The sequence below is a fragment of the Plantibacter flavus genome, assembly GCF_051487245.1.
GTDB lineage: Bacteria > Actinomycetota > Actinomycetes > Actinomycetales > Microbacteriaceae > Plantibacter > Plantibacter flavus_B.
In genome coordinates, this window is record NZ_JAHVDH010000001.1 from 538,310 (window position 1) to 559,453 (window position 21,144).

General features: G+C 69.2%; 17 protein-coding genes and 1 tRNA gene. 13 read left to right on the plus strand and 5 right to left on the minus strand.

Going from position 1 to position 21,144, the window contains the following annotated elements:
• Nucleotides 1–12 precede the first annotated feature (12 nt).
• Entirely contained in the window at nt 13–507 is a 495-nt protein-coding gene (locus KXS11_RS02475) for a MarR family winged helix-turn-helix transcriptional regulator (protein ID WP_437383862.1), read from the minus strand.
• Between the two features lie 103 nt (nt 508–610).
• Between KXS11_RS02475 and KXS11_RS02480 the strand changes: the two genes are divergently transcribed.
• The 3 genes from KXS11_RS02480 to KXS11_RS02490 all read left to right on the plus strand — a co-directional run bounded on the left by KXS11_RS02480 (nt 611) and on the right by KXS11_RS02490 (nt 3,208).
• Nucleotides 611–682, plus strand: a tRNA-Gln gene (locus tag KXS11_RS02480).
• A gap of 46 nt (nt 683–728) precedes the next feature.
• On the plus strand, nt 729–2,195 hold the full coding sequence (glmU, locus tag KXS11_RS02485; RefSeq protein WP_437383863.1) for a bifunctional UDP-N-acetylglucosamine diphosphorylase/glucosamine-1-phosphate N-acetyltransferase GlmU: 1,467 nt from the start codon (nt 729–731) through the stop codon (nt 2,193–2,195).
• Between the two features lie 35 nt (nt 2,196–2,230).
• Nucleotides 2,231–3,208: a ribose-phosphate diphosphokinase gene (locus tag KXS11_RS02490; RefSeq protein ID WP_437383864.1), complete on the plus strand. Its 978-nt coding sequence runs from the start codon at nt 2,231–2,233 to the stop codon at nt 3,206–3,208.
• Nucleotides 3,209–3,286: 78 nt separating this feature from the next.
• Here the strand turns inward: KXS11_RS02490 and gndA are convergent, their stop codons facing one another.
• Nucleotides 3,287–4,747: an NADP-dependent phosphogluconate dehydrogenase gene (gene gndA, locus KXS11_RS02495; protein ID WP_437383865.1), complete on the minus strand. Its 1,461-nt coding sequence runs from the start codon at nt 4,745–4,747 to the stop codon at nt 3,287–3,289.
• 398 nt (nt 4,748–5,145) lie between these two features.
• Here gndA and KXS11_RS02500 point away from each other — a divergent pair, with 398 nt between their 5' ends.
• From KXS11_RS02500 to pth, 3 genes are all read left to right on the plus strand, one after another.
• The gene (locus KXS11_RS02500) at nt 5,146–5,649 is read left to right on the plus strand and encodes a gluconokinase (protein ID WP_437383866.1); all 504 of its coding nucleotides are present in this window, start codon (nt 5,146–5,148) and stop codon (nt 5,647–5,649) included.
• Nucleotides 5,650–5,820: 171 nt separating this feature from the next.
• Entirely contained in the window at nt 5,821–6,429 is a 609-nt protein-coding gene (locus KXS11_RS02505) for a 50S ribosomal protein L25/general stress protein Ctc (RefSeq protein ID WP_437383867.1), read from the plus strand.
• Between the two features lie 192 nt (nt 6,430–6,621).
• Nucleotides 6,622–7,203, plus strand: a complete 582-nt coding sequence (pth, locus tag KXS11_RS02510) for an aminoacyl-tRNA hydrolase (RefSeq protein WP_437383868.1) — start codon at nt 6,622–6,624, stop codon at nt 7,201–7,203.
• 27 nt (nt 7,204–7,230) lie between these two features.
• Here pth and KXS11_RS02515 read toward each other — a convergent pair whose 3' ends face one another.
• Nucleotides 7,231–7,983, minus strand: coding sequence for a pyrimidine reductase family protein (locus KXS11_RS02515; protein WP_437383869.1), 753 nt, complete (start codon nt 7,981–7,983; stop codon nt 7,231–7,233).
• Between the two features lie 29 nt (nt 7,984–8,012).
• Nucleotides 8,013–8,942 carry a dihydropteroate synthase gene (folP, locus tag KXS11_RS02520; protein WP_437383870.1) on the minus strand — a complete coding sequence of 310 codons (930 nt, stop codon included), beginning with the start codon at nt 8,940–8,942 and terminating at the stop codon, nt 8,013–8,015.
• Nucleotides 8,943–9,072: 130 nt separating this feature from the next.
• Between folP and mfd the strand changes: the two genes are divergently transcribed.
• Nucleotides 9,073–12,681, plus strand: a complete 3,609-nt coding sequence (gene mfd, locus KXS11_RS02525; RefSeq protein ID WP_437383871.1) for a transcription-repair coupling factor — start codon at nt 9,073–9,075, stop codon at nt 12,679–12,681.
• Between the two features lie 87 nt (nt 12,682–12,768).
• Nucleotides 12,769–13,710, plus strand: coding sequence for an alpha/beta fold hydrolase (locus KXS11_RS02530; RefSeq protein ID WP_437383872.1), 942 nt, complete (start codon nt 12,769–12,771; stop codon nt 13,708–13,710).
• Here KXS11_RS02530 and KXS11_RS02535 read toward each other — a convergent pair.
• Nucleotides 13,707–14,873, minus strand: coding sequence for a Na+/H+ antiporter NhaA (locus KXS11_RS02535; RefSeq protein ID WP_437383873.1), 1,167 nt, complete (start codon nt 14,871–14,873; stop codon nt 13,707–13,709). The two genes, KXS11_RS02530 and KXS11_RS02535, sit on opposite strands and share 4 nt — an antisense overlap.
• 198 nt (nt 14,874–15,071) lie before the next feature.
• Here KXS11_RS02535 and KXS11_RS02540 point away from each other — a divergent pair, with 198 nt between their 5' ends.
• The 5 genes from KXS11_RS02540 (at nt 15,072) to eno (ending at nt 21,124) form a co-directional block, all read left to right on the plus strand.
• A complete protein-coding gene (locus KXS11_RS02540) occupies nt 15,072–16,550 on the plus strand; it encodes an aldehyde dehydrogenase family protein (RefSeq protein WP_437383874.1) in 1,479 nt (492 codons plus the stop codon).
• The gene (locus KXS11_RS02545) at nt 16,547–17,227 is read left to right on the plus strand and encodes a MazG family protein (RefSeq protein WP_437383875.1); all 681 of its coding nucleotides are present in this window, start codon (nt 16,547–16,549) and stop codon (nt 17,225–17,227) included. Before KXS11_RS02540 ends, KXS11_RS02545 begins: the two co-directional genes overlap by 4 nt.
• Before the next feature lie 64 nt (nt 17,228–17,291).
• Nucleotides 17,292–18,599, plus strand: a complete 1,308-nt coding sequence (gene hisS / locus KXS11_RS02550) for a histidine--tRNA ligase (RefSeq protein ID WP_437383876.1) — start codon at nt 17,292–17,294, stop codon at nt 18,597–18,599.
• A gap of 211 nt (nt 18,600–18,810) precedes the next feature.
• Nucleotides 18,811–19,740, plus strand: a complete 930-nt coding sequence (locus KXS11_RS02555) for an endonuclease/exonuclease/phosphatase family protein (RefSeq protein WP_437383877.1) — start codon at nt 18,811–18,813, stop codon at nt 19,738–19,740.
• 103 nt (nt 19,741–19,843) lie between these two features.
• Nucleotides 19,844–21,124, plus strand: a complete 1,281-nt coding sequence (gene eno, locus KXS11_RS02560; RefSeq protein ID WP_437383878.1) for a phosphopyruvate hydratase — start codon at nt 19,844–19,846, stop codon at nt 21,122–21,124.
• The last annotated feature ends 20 nt before the right edge of the window (nt 21,125–21,144 follow it).

Below are 21,144 nucleotides of genomic sequence, written 5' to 3' on the forward strand. Positions count from 1 at the left end.
GTCGCAGGGAACTCAGTCGAAGTCGAGGCTGAGTTTGCGCAGGAGCACGGTGAGGCGCGCCTGCTCCGTCGAACTCAGACCGCCGAGCAGATCGGCTTCGGCGTCGACGAGTCGGGTGATGGCGGCGTCGACGGTGTTGAGCCCGGCGTTCGTCATCTGGACGAGGATGCCTCGGCCGTCATTGGGGTCGCCCTGGCGTTCGACGAGGCCCCGTTCGACGAGCCGGTCGATGCGGTTGGTCATCGTGCCGCTGGAGACGAGCGTCTGCTGGAGGAGGGCCTTCGGGCTGAGTCGGTAGGGCGAGCCCGCCCGGCGGAGCGCGGCGAGGACGTCGAACTCCCACGGCTCGAGGTTGGAGCGGGTGAAGGCGGCACGACGTGCACGATCGAGGTGCCTGGACAGCCGCGCGACCCGGGAGAGGACCTGGAGCGGCGAGAAGTCGAGGTCCGGACGCTCGCGGTTCCAGGCGTCGACGATGCGGTCGACTTCGTCGGTGCTTGCTGGCATCCACCCATTATCGAGGAAGCGCGTCTCATCGAGGAAGCGCGTCGATTCGGAGTGCGCGCATTCATGGCAGAATTGACGACGCTGCTCGGTCTCCGGGTGGTGGTCCGCCATAGTGTAACGGCAGCACGGCAGCCTTTGGAGCTGTTCGGTCCAGGTTCGAATCCTGGTGGCGGAGCGACCGATCACCGACGGGCGAGCGCCCGGACCGAGGGGGAACCATCGTGACCGACGACCGTCTGGCCATCATCATCCTGGCCGCTGGCCAGGGCACCCGTATGAAGTCGGCGACGCCGAAACTGCTGCACCCCTTGGGTGGTGTGCCGATCGTGGGTCACGTCCTCGCGACCGCTCGCTCGCTCGATGCCGCGCACGTCATCGCCGTCGTCCGCCACGAGCGCGACCGCCTGGTGGAGGCGATCGAGGTCGAGCTGCCCGGTGCGACGATCGTCGACCAGGACGAGGTCCCCGGCACCGGTCGTGCCGTCGAGCAGGCGCTCGCGGCGCTGCCCGCGGACTTCGCGGGCGACGTCCTCGTCGTCAACGGGGATGTGCCGCTCCTGAACGCTGCGACGCTCCAGACGCTCATCGAGCGCCACCGCACGCACGACGTCGCCGCGACGATCCTCTCCGCGATGCCCGACGACGCGACCGGGTACGGACGGATCATCCGCACCGACTCAGGGGCGCTCGACTACATCGTCGAGCAGAAGGACGCGAACGACGCCGAGCGTGCCGTCGGTGAGATCAACGCCGGCGTCTACCTCTTCGGGGTCGGTCAGCTGCGCGACGCTCTCGCCGAGGTCACGACCGACAACGCCCAGGGCGAGAAGTACCTGACGGACGTCATCGGCCTGCTGCGTCGTGCGGGCTCCGAGGTCTCCGCGCTGCCGGTGAGCGACTCCTGGCTCGTCGAGGGCATCAACGACCGTGCGCAGCTGAGCGCGGCGGCGGCCAAGCTCAACGCCCTCCTCGTCCGCGCCTGGCAGCTTGCCGGTGTCACGGTGCAGGACCCGGCGACCACGTGGATCGACATCAAGGCGCGCCTGAACCCCGACGTCACCCTGCTCCCCGGAACCCAGATCCTCGGAGCGACCGTCGTGGAGTCCGGTGCGACGATCGGCCCCGACACGACGCTGGTGGACACGGAGGTGGGCGCTGGTGCCCGGGTGAAGCGCACTGACGCGACACTCGCGGTCATCGGCGCCGGTGCCGAGGTCGGACCGTTCGCCTACCTCCGGCCCGGTACCGTGCTCGGTGCGCGAGGCAAGATCGGCACGTTCGTGGAGACGAAGAACGCTCAGATCGGCGACGGCAGCAAGGTGCCGCATCTGAGCTACATCGGTGACACCGAGGTCGGCGTCGAGTCGAACGTCGGTGCCGGGACGATCACCTCGAACTATGACGGCGTGAACAAGCACCGAACGACGATCGGTTCGCACGTCCGGACGGGCGCTCACAACACGCTCGTCGCCCCCGTGAGCGTCGGTGACGGCGCCTACTCCGGTGCCGGCGCCGTCATCCGGAAGAACGTCCCTGCGGGTGCTCTGGCGCTCAGCGTGGCGCAGCAGCGCAACGTCGAGGGATGGGTCGAGCAGAAGCGTCCCGGCACCGCTGCCGCAGCTGCTGCAGCGGCTGCAGCGGAACCCGTGTCTGGGGACCCGGCTGCGGCTGGTAACGTCGACTCCTGAGTGAGGCCGGAGACATCCGGCGGAAGGCAGGGTCTGTGTCAGGCATCACGGCGGACAACAAGAAGCAGCTGGTTCTCGTCTCCGGACGAGCGCACCCGGAGCTCGCTGAGGCGATCGCCGCAGAGCTCGATTCGGAGCTCCTCCCCACCGACGCACGGACCTTCGCCAACGGCGAGATCTATGCGCGCTACGACGAGAGCATCCGCGGCACCGACGTCTTCGTCATCCAGTCGCACACCGCACCCATCAACGAGTGGCTCATGGAGCAGCTCATCATGGTCGACGCCGCGAAGCGAGCGAGTGCGAAGCGCATCACCGTGGTCGCCCCGTTCTACCCCTACGCCCGACAGGACAAGAAGGGTCGCGGCCGGGAGCCGATCTCGGCCCGTCTCGTCGCCGACCTCTTCAAGGCCGCCGGAGCCGACCGCATCATGTCGGTCGACCTCCACGCCGCACAGATCCAGGGCTTCTTCGACGGCCCGGTCGACCACCTGTTCGCCATGCCGGTGCTCCTCGAGCACTTCCGCGCGAAGCTCGACCCGTCGACGCTGACGGTCGTCTCGCCCGACATGGGCCGCGTCCGCGTCGCCGACATCTGGAGCGACAAGCTCGGTGCCCCGCTCGCGATCATTCACAAGCGTCGCGACCCGCTCGTCCCGAACCAGGTCAGCGTCCACGAGATCGTCGGTCAGGTCGAGGGTCGCGTCTGCCTCCTGGTGGACGACCTCATCGACACCGGTCGCACCATCGTCAAGGCGGCCGAGGCGCTCAAGAAGGCCGGTGCCATCGGCGTCGTCGTCGCGGCGACCCACGCGGTCTTCTCGGACCCGGCAGTCGAGCTCCTCCAGAGCGAGGCCATCGACCAGGTCGTCGTCACCGACACGCTGCCGCTCGAGGAGTCCAAGCGCTTCGAGAAGCTCACGGTCCTCTCGATCGCTCCGCTGATCGCGCGCGCGATCCACGAGGTCTTCGACGACGGATCCGTCACGAGCATGTTCGACGGCGCCGCGTAGCCCGTCACCTGCACGCCAGTACGCAGAACGCCCGGTCCGAATCGGACCGGGCGTTCTGGCGTCACGGGAGCGTGCGGGCTAGTGGCTCGAGCCCTCCTGCTCGACCTCGCTGCGGTCTCCGGACCACAGCGTGTGGAACGTGCCGTCGAGGTCGACGCGCTTGTAGGTGTGCGCTCCGAAGAAGTCGCGCTGACCCTGCACGAGCGCTGCAGGCAGACGCTCGGCGCGGAGGCCGTCGTAGTACGACAGCGACGAGGAGAACGCGGGGGAGGGGATCCCGGCCTGGGCGGCCGCGACGACGACCCGACGCCAGCTGTCCTGCGCTTCGGCGACGGCGTCGCTGAAGTAGGGGGCCGTCACGAGCGCGACCAGCTCGGGGTTCTCGTCATACGCCTCGGTGATGCGGTTGAGGAACTGGGCGCGGATGATGCAGCCGCCACGCCAGATCTTCGCGATCTCACCCTTCTTGATGTCCCAGCCGTACTGCTCGGCACCGGCGACGATCTCGTCGAAGCCCTGCGAGTACGCGATGATCTTCGACGCGTAGAGCGCCTGACGGACGTCTTCGACGAACTGCTCGGGGTCGGCGACGGTCCACTCCTCGGAGGGACCGGCGAGCTCGCGGGCCGCAGCACGCTGGGCGGGCTTGGACGACAGCGAGCGGGCGAACACGGCCTCGGCGATGCCGGAGACCGGGATGCCGAGGTCGAGCGCGGTCTGGACGGTCCAGGCGCCGGTGCCCTTGGCGCCGGCCTGGTCGAGGATGACGTCGACGAGCGGCTGGCCAGTCTTCGCGTCGACCTGCTTGAGGACCTCCGCGGTGATCTCGATGAGGTAGCTCTCGAGCGTGCCGCGGTTCCACTCGGCGAAGATCTCGGCGATCTCCGCGGGCGACTTGCCCGTGCCGCGGCGGATGAGGTCGTAGGCCTCGGCGATCAGCTGCATGTCGGCGTATTCGATGCCGTTGTGGATCATCTTGACGAAGTGCCCGGCGCCGTCGGTGCCGACGTGGGTGACGCAGGGCTCGCCCTCGGCGACGGCCGCGATGGACTTGAGGATCGGGCCAAGGGTCTCCCACGCTTCTGCGGAGCCACCGGGCATGATCGACGGGCCCTTGAGCGCGCCCTCCTCGCCACCGGAGATGCCGGCGCCGACGAAGTTGATGCCGGTCTCGCGAACGGCCTTCTCGCGTCGGATCGTGTCGGTGAACAGCGCGTTGCCGCCGTCGACGATGATGTCGCCCGGCTCGAAGACCTGGGTCAGCTGCTCGATGACGGCGTCGGTGCCCTTGCCGGCCTGCACCATGATGATCGCGGTGCGCGGCTTGGACAGCGACGCGGCGAACTCCTCGATCGTCTTCGAGGCCACGAAGCCCGCCTCGGGGTGCTCGGACACGAGCAGTTCGGTGCGTTCAGGGGAGCGGTTGTACACGGCGACCGTGTTGCCCTCTCGGCTCGCCAGGTTCCGTGCGAGGTTGCTGCCCATGACGGCCAGGCCGACGACGCCGATGTTGGCACTCGCGGAAGCGGTGTTCACCATGTGGTTCTCCTTCAGAGGTGGGTGGTGCGGGAAAGGTCGAGCATCCGCTCGGCATCGTCCGATGCGATCCTCGGCGGGTACCCGCCGAAGCGGCTCCAGTGAGGGTCCTGCACGCCTTCAACCGTAGCAAGGCGTCTCGCGTCTGCGCCCGGGAAGTCGGCATCTCTGCGCGGTTTCCGCGCTCAGCGGATCGGTGCCGGCGGATCGCGGAGATGTGCGGATCGAGCGGCGTGCCGGCGGGCTGTGCTCCTGCCGGGCGGTGCGGTCCGCGCGGGTGATGCGGAGCTCCCGTCCAGCGTAGCGTCCGTCGTATGCCGCGCGGGCGATGCCGATCGCGTCCGGTAGGGTCCTCTGTGTCGGGCGGGAACGGCCCCGCGACAGAACTCGGAGGAACCGGTATGGGTGGACCACTCGTCGTCGTCATGGGGGTGTCCGGTTCCGGCAAGAGCACGACGGGCGTCCTCATCGCCGATCGGCTCGGCATCCCGTTCGCCGACGCGGACGACCTGCACCCGCTGGAGAACGTCCGCAAGATGGCGGCCGGGACGCCGCTCGAGGACGCCGATCGCTGGCCGTGGCTCGCCCTCGTCGGGAAGGCGCTCGCCGACGCCTCCGACACCGGCCTCGTGATGGCCTGCTCCGCACTGAAGCGCGCGTACCGCGACGCGATCCTCGCCGAGGCGCCCGGAGTCCGTTTCGTGCTCCTGCACGGCACCCGCGAGGTGCTCGGGCTGCGGATGGAGGGCCGGACGGACCACTTCATGCCGGCCTCGCTCCTCGACTCGCAGTTCGCGCTCCTCGAGGAGCTCGACGCGGACGAACCGGGGTTCGTCGTGGACATCGACGCCACCGTCGACCAGGTCGTGGACGACGCGGTCGCGGGCCTCGGCGTGGTGCGGTAGACTCTCCCACTGAACTTCGGCGAGGGAAGCACCCAGGTGGCTTCCGTGATCGACGCGGTGGTCTGGCCCCGGCTTTTCCTCACGCAGATACGCGTTCGAGTTGACTCATCCATTCCGCCGCGCGTCGCCGCGGCACGACCAATCGGGTGCAAGACCCGTGAGGAGAACACCATGTCAGATGACCTGAAGGTCAGCGCGGAACTCCGCGAATCGTTCGGCAAGGGCGCTGCCCGCAAGCTCCGCGCCCTCGGCAAGATCCCCGCCGTGCTCTACGGCCACGGCACCGACCCCGTGCACGTCTCGCTGCCCGGCCACCAGATGCTGCTCATCCTCCGCAAGTCCAACGCGGTCCTCGAGCTCGACATCGCCGGCAAGCAGCAGCTCGCGCTCGTCAAGGACGTCCAGAAGGACCCCGTGCGCCAGATCATCGAGCACCTCGACCTCATCGTCGTCAAGAAGGGCGAGAAGGTCGAAGTGAACATCCCCGTGCACATCGAGGGCGAGTCCGCCGCCGGCACGATCCTCAACCAGGACGCCACCACGGTCAGCCTCGAGGTCGAGGCGACCCACATCCCCGAGCGCGTCACCGTCAGCGTCGAGGGCCTGGAGGAGGGCGCTCAGATCCTCGCCGGCGACCTCGAGCTGCCGAAGGGTGCTTCGCTCATCACCGACGCCGATGTCCTCATCGTCGCCGTCACCACGCCGGCCGCACCGGTCGACGAGGAGACCGAGGCAGCTGAGGCTGCCGCTGAGGAGACCGCAGCCGAGGCCGCCGAGTAGTCACAGCGCTTCACCCGGACCTGCCGTCCGCCTGCCCGATAGTCTCGGAGCATGGCAGACGGCAGGTTCGTTCGTTTCCTCGCCTCGCTTCGCGGCAGGCCGGGAACCGACCACGACGACAGCACGCAGGGCGAGAGGCCCGCGCAGACCGACGCGCTCGGTCGGACCGATTCAGACGGTCAGGAAGGCGGCATGGCTGCAGACACGTGGCTCATCATCGGACTCGGCAATCCGGGGGAGCAGTACGCGCGCAACCGGCACAACGTCGGGCAGATGGTGCTCGACGAACTCGCCAAGCGGATCGGCGCGACGTTCAAGTCGCACAAGGGCAACGCCCGCGTCGCTGAGGGACGCCTCGTGCCCGGCGGACCGAAGCTCATCCTCGCGAAACCCAACAGCTACATGAACCTCTCGGGTGGGCCGACGGCCGCACTCGCCCAGTTCTTCTCCGTCGAGCCCGACCACATCATCGCGGTGCACGACGAGCTCGACATCCCCTTCGACACCATCAAGTTGAAGCAGGGAGGTGGGCACGGAGGTCACAACGGCATCCGCGACATCGCCTCAGCGATGAAGACCCCCGACTTCCTCCGTGTCCGCATCGGTGTCGGGCGCCCGCCCGGACGGCAGGACGCCGCCGACTTCGTCCTCCGCGACTTCGCGGGGCCGGAACGCGAGCAGCTCCCGATGCTGATCTCCGACGGTGCCGACGCCGTGGAGATCCTCGTCAACGACGGGCTCCTGGCTGCGCAGACGAGGTTCCACGGCGCCTGAGGAGGGATGTCGCGTCGCGCGCGGCGGTCAGCTCCGGACGTAGCGCGAGAGCAGGAGCTCCTCCGAGCGCAGCAGGTGCTGCAGTCGCAGGTCGCGGGGCGTGTCCGAGACGGGGCCGGCAGCGATGCGTCGACTGTCCCCACCGACCAGCCGCGGGCTGATGGTCAAGCACAGCTCGTCGACTGCGTCTGCGGCGATGAACGAGCCGAAGACGCTCGGTCCGCCCTCGCAGAGGATCTGGTGCAGGCCACGTGACTCGAGCGCGGCGATCGCCTGCCGCGGGTCGACGTGCTCGTCTCCGCAGTCGATCACCTCGGCGACGACGTCGAGCGCAGCACGTCTCGCTGGGTCGGCCCGCGTCGTCGTGAGGACGAGCGGCCGGACCGGTGCCGCGGTGAAGACCTCCGACTGCGGGTCGAGGTCGAGCGAACCCGACACGAGCGCGAACACCGGGTGGAGCGGGAGCCCATGGTCGTCACGCCAGGCTGCAGCCTCGACCTCGAGCCGCATCGGGCCGTAGCCCTCGTCACGCACCGTGCCCGCGCCGACGAGGACGACGTCGCTCAAACGGCGAAGGACGTCGAACACCGTCTTGTCCGCCGGCCGGCCGAGCCCGCCCGAGACGCCGTCGACCGTGGCCCCGCCGTCGAGGCTCGTGACGAAGTTCACCCGGACGGTCGTCGCTGCGCGGTCCGGCACGGTGTAGGCGTCGATGACCGCGTCGAGCGTCAGGGGTTCCGACGTGGCCGGGACGAGGCTCGTGATGGTCGGGATCGACATGCGGGCTCCTGGGATGCGGGGTGCGGTGGTCAGAGGTTGTGGACGGGGTCGATCGGCTCGCGGAAGCCCAGGATCGCCTCGGTCATCCGGACGGCGGCGATCGACTCGGGGACGGCGTGCATCCGGACGATGCGGGCACCGAGGAGGATGCACGCGGTCGCAGCCACGAGTGAGCCCTCGAGACGGTCGTTCTTCGGGCGACCGAGCGATTCGCCGATGAAGTCCTTGTTCGAGACGGCGGCGAGGGTCGGCAGGCCGAGGGCCGTGATCGCCGCGAGGTTCCGGGTCAGCTCGAGCGTCTGCACGGTGTTCTTGTTGAGGTCGTGGCCCGGATCGACGATGATGCGGTCCTCGGGGATGCCGCGCGACACGGCGAACTCCACGCGGGCGGCGAGGAAGTCTGCGACCTCTCGGGCCACGTCGTCGTAGTGCGGTCGAGGATGCGGACGGCGCGGCTCCGCGAGGCTGTGGGTGATGACGAGGGTCGCCTCGCTGTCGGCGACGACGTCTGCGAGGGCCGGGTCGTGGATGCCCGTCGTGTCGTTCACGACGGACGCTCCGGCGGCGATGCATGCCGCGGCGACCTCCGGACGGAACGTGTCGACGGAGATGACGACGTCGCTGCGGGCGGCGAGCGCCTCGACGACGGGCAGGACTCGGTCGATCTCCTCCGACGCCGGGATCTCGGGGCCGGGGGCGAACTTCGCGCCGCCGATGTCGACCCAGTCCGCTCCCTGCTCGGCTGCGGCGACGGCGGCGTCCACAGCGCGGTCGAGCGCGAACGTCGCGCCCTGGTCGAAGAACGAGTCCGGGGTGCGGTTGATGATCGCCATCACGGCGACCCGTCGCGAGAAGTCGAAGGTGTGACCGCCGATGGTGCGCACCGGATGACGGAGTGGGGGCAGCACGAACCCGTGTGCCACGCTGGTGTCCGTCTCGATCCTGGGCTCGGCGCTCATGGCTCAATCATGTCGCCTCGATCGTCGAACGAGCGCCTGCGGCGTGCCGTCCGCAGTCGATTGTCAGCGATCCGGCCTGCCTCCAGGGGAGACGGTCGTTCGTGTCGGTGGACCCGCGTAGGCTGTCCCGGTGACGCTTCAGGGTTTGACTCACGCGCTTCGGCGCGCCACGACGATCGACGACGCCCTCGCGTACGCGAGCAAGAGCGCCGACTTCTCGGTGATCGACGGGCTACGGGCGCCGCTCCTCGCGGCCCTCATCGACGAACGCGGGCGCTCCGGTGGGTCGACTGCGGCGCTCGTGGTCACGCCGACGGGCCGCGACTCGGAGAAGCTGCGTTCGGCGCTCGCCGACCTCATGCCGGGCGCCGAGATCGTCGAGTTCCCGGCCTGGGAGACCCTGCCGCACGAGCGGTTGAGTCCGAGTGCCGAGATCGTCGGGCGACGCCTCGAGGCGCTGCGCCGGCTCTCGACGTGGACCGGGGAACACCCCTTCCTCCTGGTCGCATCGGTGCGCGCCGCGCTGCAACCCGTCGCCGACAACCTCACCGACACGGCGCCGATCGAGCTCGTCCAGGGTGGCCGCGGGCACGACCTCGCGGCCATCGCGCTCCAGCTCGTCGAGCTCGCCTACACGCGCGTGGACATGGTGTCCCGGCGTGGCGAGTTCGCGCTGCGCGGCGGCATCCTCGACGTCTTCCCGCCCGTCGCCGACCACCCGTACCGGGTCGAGTTCTTCGGCGACGAGGTCGACGGCATCCGCGCCTTCTCGGTGGCCGATCAGCGCTCCCTCCCGGACCCCGTCGCGTCGGTGAGCCTGCCACCGAGTCGTGAGCTCCTGCTCAGCCCGGCGGTCCGCCAGCGGGCAGCGGAGATGCAGCACGAGTTCCCGAGCCTCGCGGGGATCCTCGAGAAGATCGCCGAGGGGATCTCGGTCGAGGGCATGGAGTCGCTGACGCCCGCGCTCGTCGACCGCCTCGTGCCCATCACCCACTACCTGCCGGACGGCGCGGCGGTCGCCGTCATGTCGCCCGAGCGGGTCGTCACCCGTTCGATCAGCCTCGCGGAGACCAACCGGGAGTTCCTGGCGGCGGCCTGGAGCGCGGCGACCGTCGGCGCCAACGCCCCGATCGACCTCGCATCGGGCGACTTCATGCCGCTCGGTGCACTCAAGGACTCGGTCAGGTTCAGCGCGCCGGGGGCGCCGGCGCCCGACCACCCGTGGTGGACACTCAGCGGGTTCCGACAGGGCCCGGATGTCGAGACCCTGCCGGAGCACCTGGAGCTCGACGAACTCCTCACCGTCAACGTGGCGGGGGAGGCCGTGCCGAGCTTCCACGGCAACGTCGAAGGCGCGATCGCGCACGTCGCCGAGCGGGTGCGCGCCGGCTGGACCGTCGTCGTCGCCGCCCGCGGCGTCGGCCTCGTCGAGCGCGCCGCGGACGTCCTCGCGGAACACGAGATCGCCGCGCGGATCGTCGAGGAACTGCCCGCCACTCCCGAGACCGGCGTCGCGTACCTCCTGCAGGCGGACGTCGAGGCGGGCTTCGAACTTGCCGAGTCGCAGCTGGCGCTCCTCAGTGAGACGGAGTTCTACGGGCGCACGGCCGGCTACGACTCCCGGCTCGTCAAGAAGCTCGCCACCCGGCGAAAGAACGTCGTCGACCCCATGCAACTGCGCTCCGGCGACTTCGTCGTGCACCAGACGCACGGCATCGGCAAGTTCGTCGAGATGACCCAGCGCGAGGTGTCGAGCGGCGGGCGGAATGCCGTGAAGAGCACACGCGAGTACCTCGTCATCGAGTACGCACCGTCCAAGCGCGGGTACCCGGGCGACAAGCTGCTCGTCCCCACCGATCAGCTCGACCTCCTCACCCGCTATGTGGGCGGCGAGGCGCCGCAGCTCAGCAAGATGGGCGGCAGCGACTGGTCGCAGGCGAAGAGCAAGGCCCGGAAGGCCGTCCGTGACATCGCGGTCGAGCTCGTGAAGCTCTACTCGGCACGCATGGCGTCGAAGGGGTACGCCTTCGGGCCGGACACCCCGTGGCAGCGAGAGCTCGAGGAGGCGTTCCCCTTCGCCGAGACGCCCGACCAGTTGCAGACGATCGACGAGGTCAAGGCCGACATGGAGCGCGAGATCCCGATGGACCGACTGCTCTCGGGCGACGTCGGCTTCGGCAAGACCGAGGTCGCGGTGCGGGCCGCGTTCAAAGCCGTGCAGGACGGCAAGCAGGTCGCGATGCTCGTTCCGACGACACTGCTGGTGAAGCAGCACTTCGAGACGTTCCAGGAGCGGTTCGCGGGCTTCCCGGTGCACCTGCGCCCGCTCAGCCGGTTCCAGACCGACAAGGAGGCGCGGGAGGCGCTCGCCGGACTCGCCGACGGCACGGTCGACGTCATCATCGGCACCCACCGTCTGCTCACCGACAAGGTGCAGTTCAAAGACCTCGGTCTGGTCATCATCGACGAGGAACAGCGGTTCGGTGTCGAGCACAAGGACGCCCTGAAAAAGCTCAAGACCAACGTCGACATCCTCGCGATGAGCGCGACGCCGATTCCGCGCACCCTGGAGATGGCGGTCACCGGCATCCGTGAGATGTCGACGCTCGCGACCCCGCCGGAGGACCGTCACCCGATCCTCTCGTTCGTCGGCCCCTACAACCCCAAGCAGGTGTCCGCGGCGATCCGACGCGAACTCCTGCGCGAGGGGCAGATCTTCTTCGTGCACAATCGGGTCTCCTCGATCAGTCGCGTCGCTGCCGATCTCGCGGAGCTCGTGCCAGAGGCCCGCATCGCGATCGCCCACGGACAGCTGGGGGAGGCCGCACTCGAACAGGTCGTCGTCGACTTCTGGGAGCGCCGGTTCGACGTGCTCGTCTGCACGACGATCATCGAGACCGGCCTCGACATCTCGAACGCGAACACGATCATCATCGACCGGGCGGACAAGTACGGGCTCAGCCAGCTGCACCAGCTGCGTGGCCGCGTCGGTCGTGGCCGTGAGCGCGCGTACGCGTACTTCCTGTACGACGAGCACAAGCCGTTGTCCGAGACCGCGCACGACCGCCTGTCGACGATCGCTGCGAACAACGAGCTCGGCAGCGGCATGCAGGTGGCGTTGAAGGACCTCGAGATCCGTGGCGCCGGCAACATGCTGGGTGGCGAGCAGGCGGGCCACATCGCGGGTGTCGGATTCGACCTCTACCTGCGCATGATCGGCGAGGCCGTGTCGACCTTCCGTGGTGACGTCGCCGACGGTCAGACCGAGCTCCGTCTCGAGCTCCCGGTCGACGCCCACATCCCGGAGGAGTACGTCGACAGCGAGCGACTCCGGCTCGAGGCCTACCAGAAGCTGTCCGCAGCGTCCGGCCCGAACGCGAAGGACGGCCAGATCGACCTGGTCATCGACGAGCTCGCAGACCGTTACGGCGAGCCACCGGCACAGGTGAGGACGCTCATCGCCGTGTCGCGGCTGCGTCAGCGTGCACAGCGCTCCGGGCTCAGCGATCTCATCGCGGTCGGTCCCAACCTGCGGGTGACCCCGGCAGACCTCCCGGACTCGATCCAGACCCGCCTGCGGCGGATGTACCCGGGTGCGAAGTACCTCGCACAGACGAACGCCGTGATCGTGCCCATGCCGCGCGTGGGCGATGAGCCGTTGGCAGACGCCGACCTCATCGCCTGGGTGCAGCAGTTCCTCACCGCGATCTACCCGCTGCCGGAGGCCCCGTCGGCCTAGACGACCGTTGCAGGATGGGCCTCGGGGACGACATCGTCGGTACCCGGGGCCGATCCGAGCGGGCGTTCGGCTCCCTAGCGTTGCAGGATGAAGAAGTTCCTCCGCTTTGTCCTCACCGGTGTCGCGGCGCTCGTCGCGCTCGTCCTCGCCGGTCTCCTCACCACGACCGTCGTGAACGCCGTCGCCACCAGCTCGGAGGCCGCACGCATCGAACCGTACGGGCAACGCGTCACCGTGGACGGCAAACGGATGAACGTGCTCGTCGCCGGGCAGGGGGAGGAGACGATCGTCCTCCTCCCGGGCTTCGGTACCGGCTCGCCGGCGCTCGACTTCTCACCGCTCATCGACGAGCTCTCCGTCGACCACCGGGTCGTGGCCGTCGAGCCCTTCGGCTACGGTCTGAGCGACGAGACCGACGTACCGCGCACCACCGAGAACATCGTCTCCGAGGTCCATGAGGCGCTGGCCGGCCTCGGCGTCGACCGCTACGTGCTCATGGGTCACTCGATCGCGGGCATCTACGCGCTCGACTACGTCGAGCGGTACCGTGACGAGGTCACCGCGTTCGTCGGGATCGACAGCAGCGTCCCCGGCCAGCCGGGCATGGACGCCGACCTCCCGGTCGACGCGCTGCGCGTCGCGAAGACGCTCGGGATCACCCGTCTCGTGACCGCACTCGGCCCGGATCCGTACGCCGACCTGCCGTACAGCGAGACGATGCGCGAGCAGCTCGGGATGATCTCGTTGCGGAACACGTCGAGCGCGACGTACTCCGACGAGATGTCGCGCATCCAGGCGAACTTCGCCGACGCCGCCGACAAGGTGTTCCCGCCGGACCTCCCGGTGCTGCTGTTCGTCCAGGCCGACAACCCGACCGTGCGCGGCTGGTTGCCGTTGCACGAGGAGCAGGCTGCGAGCGTCGATCGCGGTGAGGTCGTCACGTTCGACGCGGACCACTACCTGCATCACACGAAGTCGGTCGAGATCGCCGACGGCACCCGTCGGTTCCTGGCGGAACCCGTCGGCTAGGAGGTCTCGACCCGCTTCGCAGCGCGCTCGCGTCGGTACTTCGATGCGAGCGTGCTCACGAAGATCCCGGCGAGCACGATGGAGATGCCTGACCCGAGGAGGACGGCGAGCGTGCCCTCGTCTCGGATCTCCGGGGTGCCGGCGAAGGCGAGTTCGTTCATCAGCAGCGAGACGGTGAAGCCGATGCCGCCGAGGGACCCCGCCGCGAGCAGGGTGTGCAGGGAGATGCTCGGCTTCGAGCCCTTCGGCCCGACGAACGTCGAGATCCAGCCACCGAGGCCGATACCGATGATCTTGCCGACGGGCAGAGCGACGAGGATCGCCCAGAACGGCGCGCTGAGCTCGGAGATCGGCAACTGCGGGATCGCGACGAGGGCCGCTGAGAGGGCGAACACCGGCAGCACGAAGCCGTTCGTGAAGGGCTCGAGTCGATGCCGGAGTCGCATGGCCGGTTTGTGGCGCATGGCGAGGCCGAGGCCCACGCCGGCGATCGTCGCATGCACCCCGGACTGCGACACGAGACCCCAGGCGACGAGTGCCAGCACGACCATGACGATGGCGGCGGGAACCCTCCACCGACCGCCGAGGAGGCGGCTCATGAGACCGAAGGCGACGACGACGACCGCGGCCGCGACGAGCAGGAGGAGCTGCGGCTGCTCGGTGAAGAAGACGGCGATGATGATGATCGCGATGATGTCGTCGAGGATCGCCAGCGCGAGGAGGAAGGTCCGGAGGCTCGTCGGAAGTCCCTTGCCGAACACCGCGAGCACGCCGAGCGCGAACGCGATGTCGGTGGCGGTGGGAATCGGCCAGCCGCGTTCGAACCCCGAACCGTTCGTGATGAGCAGGAAGATGACGGATGGGACGACGACGCCGCCGACGGCGGCGATCGCCGGGCGGATCGCTTTCGACACGGTGTCCAGATCGCCAGCGACGAGTTCGTGTTTCAGCTCGATCGCGGCGACGAAGAAGAAGATCGCGAGTAGGCCGTCGCTGATCCAGTGTCCGATCGAGAGGTCGATCGGGGTGCCGGGGACGGCGAGATGGGCGCTCTGCACCGCGAAGGCGCCTTTTGCGAGGGGGCTGTTCGCGAGGATGAGGCCTGCCACGGCTGCGAGCAGCAGTAGGACGGCGGCGACGCGTTCGGATCGAACGATGCTCATGGGGCTCCTGGTCTGCGCGCAGCAGTGAAGCGGTGCGCGGTGGGTCGTCGAGGTCAGTGCCGACCAGACTTCCCGGCTCACCTCCGTCCATCGTAGCCGCTGCACCCTGGGTGTCGTCGGACTCTCGCCCGCTCCGGCCATCCGTGCGCGCGGCGGTCGTATGCTGGTGCGCACGGCGACGTCGAGTTGGAGGAACCCATGGCGACCAGCACCCGGACGAAGCGCACGACAGCTCCCGAGACCACTGGGTCGGTGCCCGATGCCACGGTGTCAGCGGCCGTCACCACGCTGAGACAGTGTTTCGACCGTGGCACCACGAAGCCCCTCGCGTGGCGCCTGCGGCAGCTCCGCGCGCTCAAACGGATGCTCGTCGAGCGCGGTGGCGAACTCGAGCAGGCGCTCGCGGCCGACCTCGGCAAGAGCGGCACGGAATCGCAGCTCACCGAGATCGGACTCCTCGTCGGCGAGATCGACCACGCGCTCAAGCACCTGCGCAGCTGGGTGCGTCCACGCCGGGTCTCGGTCCCGCTCGCGCTCGCACCGGCGGCGGCCTCGGTCGTCGCGGAGCCGGTCGGTGTCGTGCTCGTCATCGGGCCGTGGAACTATCCCGTCCAGCTGTGCCTCGGCCCACTCATCGGTGCCCTCGCCGCCGGTGACGCCGTCCTCGTCAAGCCGAGCGAACTCGCCCCGGCCACGAGCGCCGCACTCGCGCGCCTGCTGCCGGAGTACCTCGACGACCGCGCCGTCGTCGTCCTCGAAGGCGGTGTCGAGCTCTCGACAGCCCTCCTCGCCGAGCGGTTCGATCACATCTTCTACACCGGTGGGGCAGCCGTCGGGCGTGTGGTCGCACGGGCTGCGGCCGAGCACCTGACCCCGATCACCCTCGAACTCGGCGGGAAGTCCCCGGTGTACGTCGACGACACCGTCGACCTCGCCGACGCCGCCCGCCGGATCGTGTGGGGCAAACTCCTGAACGCAGGTCAGACCTGTGTTGCACCCGACTACCTGCTCGCCACCCGGGCGGTCGCCGACCGGCTCGTCCCGTACCTCCGCGACGCCATCACGGAGCTCTACGGGCCTGACCCTGCGACGAGTTCGGACTACGGCCGGATCGTCACCGACAAACACTTCGCGCGGGTGAGCGGGCTGTTGGGCGGACTCGAAGCCGCGATCGGGGGTGAGCACGATGCATCCACCCGGTACATCGCGCCGACCGTCGTGAACGGTGTCGACCCGGCTGCCAGGGTCATGCAGGAGGAGATCTTCGGTCCGATCCTGCCGATCCTGCACGTCAGCGGCTTGGAGCAGGCGATCGCCCACATCAGGGCGGGCGAGAAGCCGCTCGCGCTGTACGTGTTCAGTGACGACAAGGCGACCCGTCGCCGCTTCACCCGTGACACCTCGTCGGGTGCGCTCGCCTTCGGTGTGCCGGCGGCACACCTCCTGGTGCCGGGGCTGCCGTTCGGCGGGGTCGGCGCCAGCGGCATGGGGGCGTATCACGGCCGGTACTCCTTCGACACGTTCAGCCATGCCAAGGCCGTGCTGGCGAAGCCCCTGTCGCCGGACACGCTCTCGCTCGTGTATCCGCCGTTCACCGAGGTGCGCGACCGCATCGCGCGCGTGATCGCTCGGACGGGGCGGCCCGACGGGCGCCCGGCGAAGGGCGGGCGTCGATGACCCGCGAACCCGTCGGCGATACGCCGACCGCACGTCTCGTCGACGCGATGCGCCAGGTGCGGGACCGCTGCGTGTGGACGCAGGGCATCGACCATGAGGCACTCGTCCCCTACCTGATCGAGGAGAGTTACGAGCTCGTGGAGGCTGTCGAGGACGGCACCCGGGACGAGCTCGTCGAGGAGCTGGGCGACGTGCTCTGGCAGGTGGTGTTCCACGCGGAGATCGCCTCGCGCGACGCCGAAGCCCCGTTCGACTTCGACGACGTCGCCGAGGCCGCCACCCGCAAGATGGTGCACCGGCACCCGCACGTCTTCGGCGAGCAGGACGCCGCGACCCCCGAGGACGTCGTGCGGGTGTGGAACGCGGCGAAGGCGGAGGAGAAGGCCAAGCGCAGCAGCGTGCTCGAAGGCATCCCTCAGGCGATGCCGTCGCTGGCGCTCGCCGACAAGGTACTCGGTCGAGCGGCCTCCGTCGGTGTCCGGCCGTCGCCCGAGGCCGTCGAAGCGGTCCTGACGGAGGATGAGGACGCGCTGGGGGAGCGGTTGCTCGCGATCGTCGCCGCTGCACGCGCCACCGGCCTGGATGCCGAGCGTGCGCTGCGGGGCGCCGTCCGGCGATTGAGTGCCGAGGTCCGCGAGGTCGAACAGGCCGCGGTGGTCAGCGGCTCGGCTCCCTGAGCGCTGGTGCCCGGCGAGTCCGCTCGCACCGATGGGTCGCGCGCCCGCATGCCAGAATTGAGGCATGGCAGCTCCAGTGACCCCGCCGCGCGGCATGCGTGACTTCCTCCCCGCCGACAAGGCCCGCCGGGAGCACGCGCTCGGCACCATCCGCCGTGTCTTCAGCTCCCACGGCTTCGACGAGATCGAGACCCCGGTGGTCGAGGACTTCGACCGGCTGCACTCCGGCCTCGGCGGAGACAACGAGAAGCTCGCCTTCAACATCCTGAAGCGCGGCCTGACCCCCGAGGCGGTCGTCGCCGCGGCGGACGACCAGGCGGCACTCACCGACCTCGGTCTGCGCTTCGACCTCACCGTCCCGTTGGCGCGGTTCTACGCCTCGCACCGGGCGGAGCTGCCACCGGTCTTCCGTTCGATCCAGATCGCGCCCGTGTGGCGCGCCGAGCGACCGCAGAAGGGCCGCTACCGCCAGTTCGTGCAGTGCGACATCGACATCATCGGTGAGGCTGGGTACCTCGCCGAGACCGAGCTCATCACGGCGACCCTCGCGACCCTGACCGAGCTCGGCATCACCGGGTGCAGCGTGCGGATCAACGACCGGCGGCTCCTCATCGGGATGCTCGACGCGCTCGGATTCCCCGCCGACTCGCACGCCCAGGTGCTCATCACGATCGACAAGCTCGACAAGGTCGGGCAGGAGGGTGTCGTCGCCGAACTCCGTGACCGCGGGGTCGACGCCGCGGCGGTCGACGCCCTCGACGCGTTCTTCCGCCGCCCGCAGACGATGGAGTTCAACACCTTCGGCGAGCGGGCGATCCGCAAGGCCCTGCCGGCCGGTGCGGACGACACGGTCGTCGCCGAACTCGCGGCCCTCGGGGCGGCGGTCGCTGCGGCTTCGACGTTGCAGGGGCAGCAGCCGGATCCGTTCGCGAACCCGCTCGTGTTCGACCCGTTCCTCGTCCGTGGCATGGGCTACTACACCGGAACGATCTTCGAGATCGCCCACCCCGAGCTCGGCTATTCGCTGGGTGGCGGCGGGCGCTACGACGGCATGATCGGCCGGTTCCTCGGCCAGGACGTTCCAGCGGCGGGATTCTCCATCGGGTTCGAGCGGATCGTCGACCTCGTCGAGCTGCCGTCCGACACCCTCTCCGAGTCGATCGTCCTCGTCCACGACCGCGATGTCGAGCCGGCGAAGCTCGTCGCCCTCAAAGCGGGACTCGTCGCGCAGGGGCGTCGTGTCCGGCTCGAGGCCCGCGTCAAGAACCTGAAGGCGCTGCTCGAACGGGTCGGTGCAGCCGGCTTCGGATCGTTCGCGTTCGTCAGCGCGGAAACGACCCTCGATGCGCTCGAGGTCAAGCCGCTCGACTGACGCCTCCTGCTCCGGTTCGCGACGCACGGCGCGCTTCCGAGCACCTGTCCAGCTCTTCGGGGGAGGATGGACCATTCGGACGGATCGCACCCCATGAACGCGATCGTCCGGGTCCGCCCCCGACTGAAACCTGGTTCCTCCGATGACCCTCACGGCTCCCGCAGCGCGGCCGTCCCGCGCGCCGGAAACGTCGCGCGTCGGGCGTCGCCGCGTGAGTGGCGCGCGACGTCGGGCGACGGTGTTGGCGCTCGTCGTCGGCCTGCCGCTCGCGGTCCTCACCGCGGCCCACGCCCTCGTCCCCGACATCCTCGGTCTCGGCCTGGTGTGGGACAACGCCCTCCCGTGGACGTGGGTGCTGCTGCCGGTGCTGGCTGTGGTGGTCCTCGTCGCACGCACTCCCGGTGCGTTCATCGGCCTCCTCGCACCGACGCTCGTCTGGGCGTTCATCTTCGGTCCTGGCGTGCTTCCCCTCGGCGACAGCCGTGCCGCGGTGCCTGCAGAGTCGTCCCTCACGGTGGCCAGTCAGAACCTCGGTCCGCAGGGGGACCCGTCGATCATCGCCAGCTCGCTCGCCGCAAGCGGTGCCGACCTCATCGCGCTGCAGGAGATCGAGGCGCACGATCGCGAGCCACTCGCCGCCGTCCTCGACGCCGAGTACCCCTACTCGGTCCTCACCGGCACCGTCGGCCTCTGGAGCCGCTACCCGATCGACGACTCGATCGGGTTGAAACTCGGACTCGACTGGTACCGGGCGATCAACGCCGTGGTCGACACGCCGTCGGGCGCGGTGAGCGTCTACGTGATCCACGCCGACTCAGCTCGTCCCGGTGCACACGCCGAGCGCGACGTCATGCTCGCCGAACTCGCCGAGGAGGTGGCGGCGAACACGCGCGACCGGGTCGTGGTCATGGGTGACTTCAACGCTTCCGGGTCCGATCGTGCGCTCGCGGCACTGCAGGGCGAACTCGAGGAGCCGAACCAGAGCGAGGGCGGACTCGGGCTGACCTGGCCGGCCGGCACCCCGCTGATCCGGCTCGACCACGTGTTCACGCGCGGGATGACCGCGACGCACAACGCCGTGCTCGGCGACGCCGGCAGCGACCACCACGGCATCGTGTCGAGCTTCCGCCTCGACCAGTGAGCTGGAGGCCGCGCTCTGCGGCCGTCCACCCGGAGTCACTAGACTGAGCCGCGGGCGGTCGTCGTACCCGTCCCACTCACCAATCCCCACAAGGAGAACACCCGTGGCACTCATCGAGGCAGTAGGCGCTCGCGAAATTCTTGACTCCCGTGGCAACCCGACCGTCGAGGTCGAGGTTCTGCTCGAGGACGGCACGGTCAGCCGTGCAGCAGTCCCGTCCGGCGCATCGACCGGTGCGTTCGAAGCCTACGAGCTGCGCGACGGCGATACCGCGCGCTACCTCGGCAAGGGCGTCGAGAAGGCGGTCGACGCCGTTCTCGACGAGATCGGCCCGGCACTCGAGGGCATCGAGGCAGACGACCAGCGTCTGGTCGACCACACCATGATCGAGCTCGACGGCACCGAGAACAAGAGCCGCCTCGGCGCGAACGCCATCCTCGGCGCGAGCCTCGCGGTCGCCCGCGCGGCTGCCGACTCCGCAGACCTGTCGCTCTACCGCTACGTCGGCGGCGCCAACGCCCACGTCCTCCCGGTCCCGATGATGAACATCATCAACGGTGGTTCGCACGCCGACACCGGCGTCGACATCCAGGAGTTCATGATCCTCCCGATCGGTGCTCCGAGCTTCCGCGAGGCGCTCCGCTGGGGCACCGAGACGTACCACACGCTCAAGGGCCTGCTGAAGTCGAAGGGCTTCGCCACCGGCCTCGGCGACGAGGGCGGCTTCGCTCCGGACTTCGAGCACAACCGTGCCGCTCTCGACTTCATCGTCGAAGCGATCGAGAAGGCCGGCTTCACCGTCGGCACCGACATCGCCCTCGGTCTCGACGTCGCGTCGAGCGAGTTCTACAAGGAGGGTGCCTACCAGTTCGAGGGCAAGGCCCTGAACAGCACCGAGCTGACCGCGTACTACGCCGACCTCGTCGCGAACTACCCGCTCATCACCATCGAGGACCCGCTGGCCGAGGACGACTGGGCCGGCTACGCCCACCTCACCCCGGAGCTCGGCTCCAAGGTGCAGATCGTCGGCGACGACCTCTTCGTCACGAACCCGAAGCGCCTCGCCGACGGCATCGCCAAGGGCGCCGCGAACTCGCTGCTCGTCAAGGTGAACCAGATCGGCACCCTCACCGAGACGCTCGACGCAGTCTCCCTCGCACAGCGCTCCGGCTACACCACGATCCTCTCGCACCGTTCCGGTGAGACCGAGGACACCACCATCGCCGACCTCGCCGTCGCGACGAACGCGGGCCAGATCAAGACCGGTGCGCCTGCGCGCAGCGAGCGGGTCGCGAAGTACAATCAGTTGCTGAGGATCGAAGAGGAGCTGGGTCAGGCTGCCGTCTACGCCGGTCGCAGCGCCTTCCCGCGGTTCACCGCCTAAGCATCGTCACCTGAACGCTC

Bases quoted from the DNA above. Each gene is read 5' to 3' on its own strand.
- KXS11_RS02475 (WP_437383862.1), bottom strand. From the start codon at position 507: ATGCCAGCAAGCACCGACGAAGTCGACCGCATCGTCGACGCCTGGAAC.
- gndA (WP_437383865.1), bottom strand. From the start codon at position 4,747: ATGGTGAACACCGCTTCCGCGAGTGCCAACATCGGCGTCGTCGGCCTG.
- KXS11_RS02500 (WP_437383866.1), top strand. From the start codon at position 5,146: ATGGGTGGACCACTCGTCGTCGTCATGGGGGTGTCCGGTTCCGGCAAG.
- KXS11_RS02505 (WP_437383867.1), top strand. From the start codon at position 5,821: ATGTCAGATGACCTGAAGGTCAGCGCGGAACTCCGCGAATCGTTCGGC.
- pth (WP_437383868.1), top strand. From the start codon at position 6,622: ATGGCTGCAGACACGTGGCTCATCATCGGACTCGGCAATCCGGGGGAG.
- KXS11_RS02515 (WP_437383869.1), bottom strand. From the start codon at position 7,983: ATGTCGATCCCGACCATCACGAGCCTCGTCCCGGCCACGTCGGAACCC.
- folP (WP_437383870.1), bottom strand. From the start codon at position 8,942: ATGAGCGCCGAGCCCAGGATCGAGACGGACACCAGCGTGGCACACGGG.
- KXS11_RS02530 (WP_437383872.1), top strand. From the start codon at position 12,769: ATGAAGAAGTTCCTCCGCTTTGTCCTCACCGGTGTCGCGGCGCTCGTC.
- KXS11_RS02535 (WP_437383873.1), bottom strand. From the start codon at position 14,873: ATGAGCATCGTTCGATCCGAACGCGTCGCCGCCGTCCTACTGCTGCTC.
- KXS11_RS02540 (WP_437383874.1), top strand. From the start codon at position 15,072: ATGGCGACCAGCACCCGGACGAAGCGCACGACAGCTCCCGAGACCACT.
- KXS11_RS02545 (WP_437383875.1), top strand. From the start codon at position 16,547: ATGACCCGCGAACCCGTCGGCGATACGCCGACCGCACGTCTCGTCGAC.
- hisS (WP_437383876.1), top strand. From the start codon at position 17,292: ATGGCAGCTCCAGTGACCCCGCCGCGCGGCATGCGTGACTTCCTCCCC.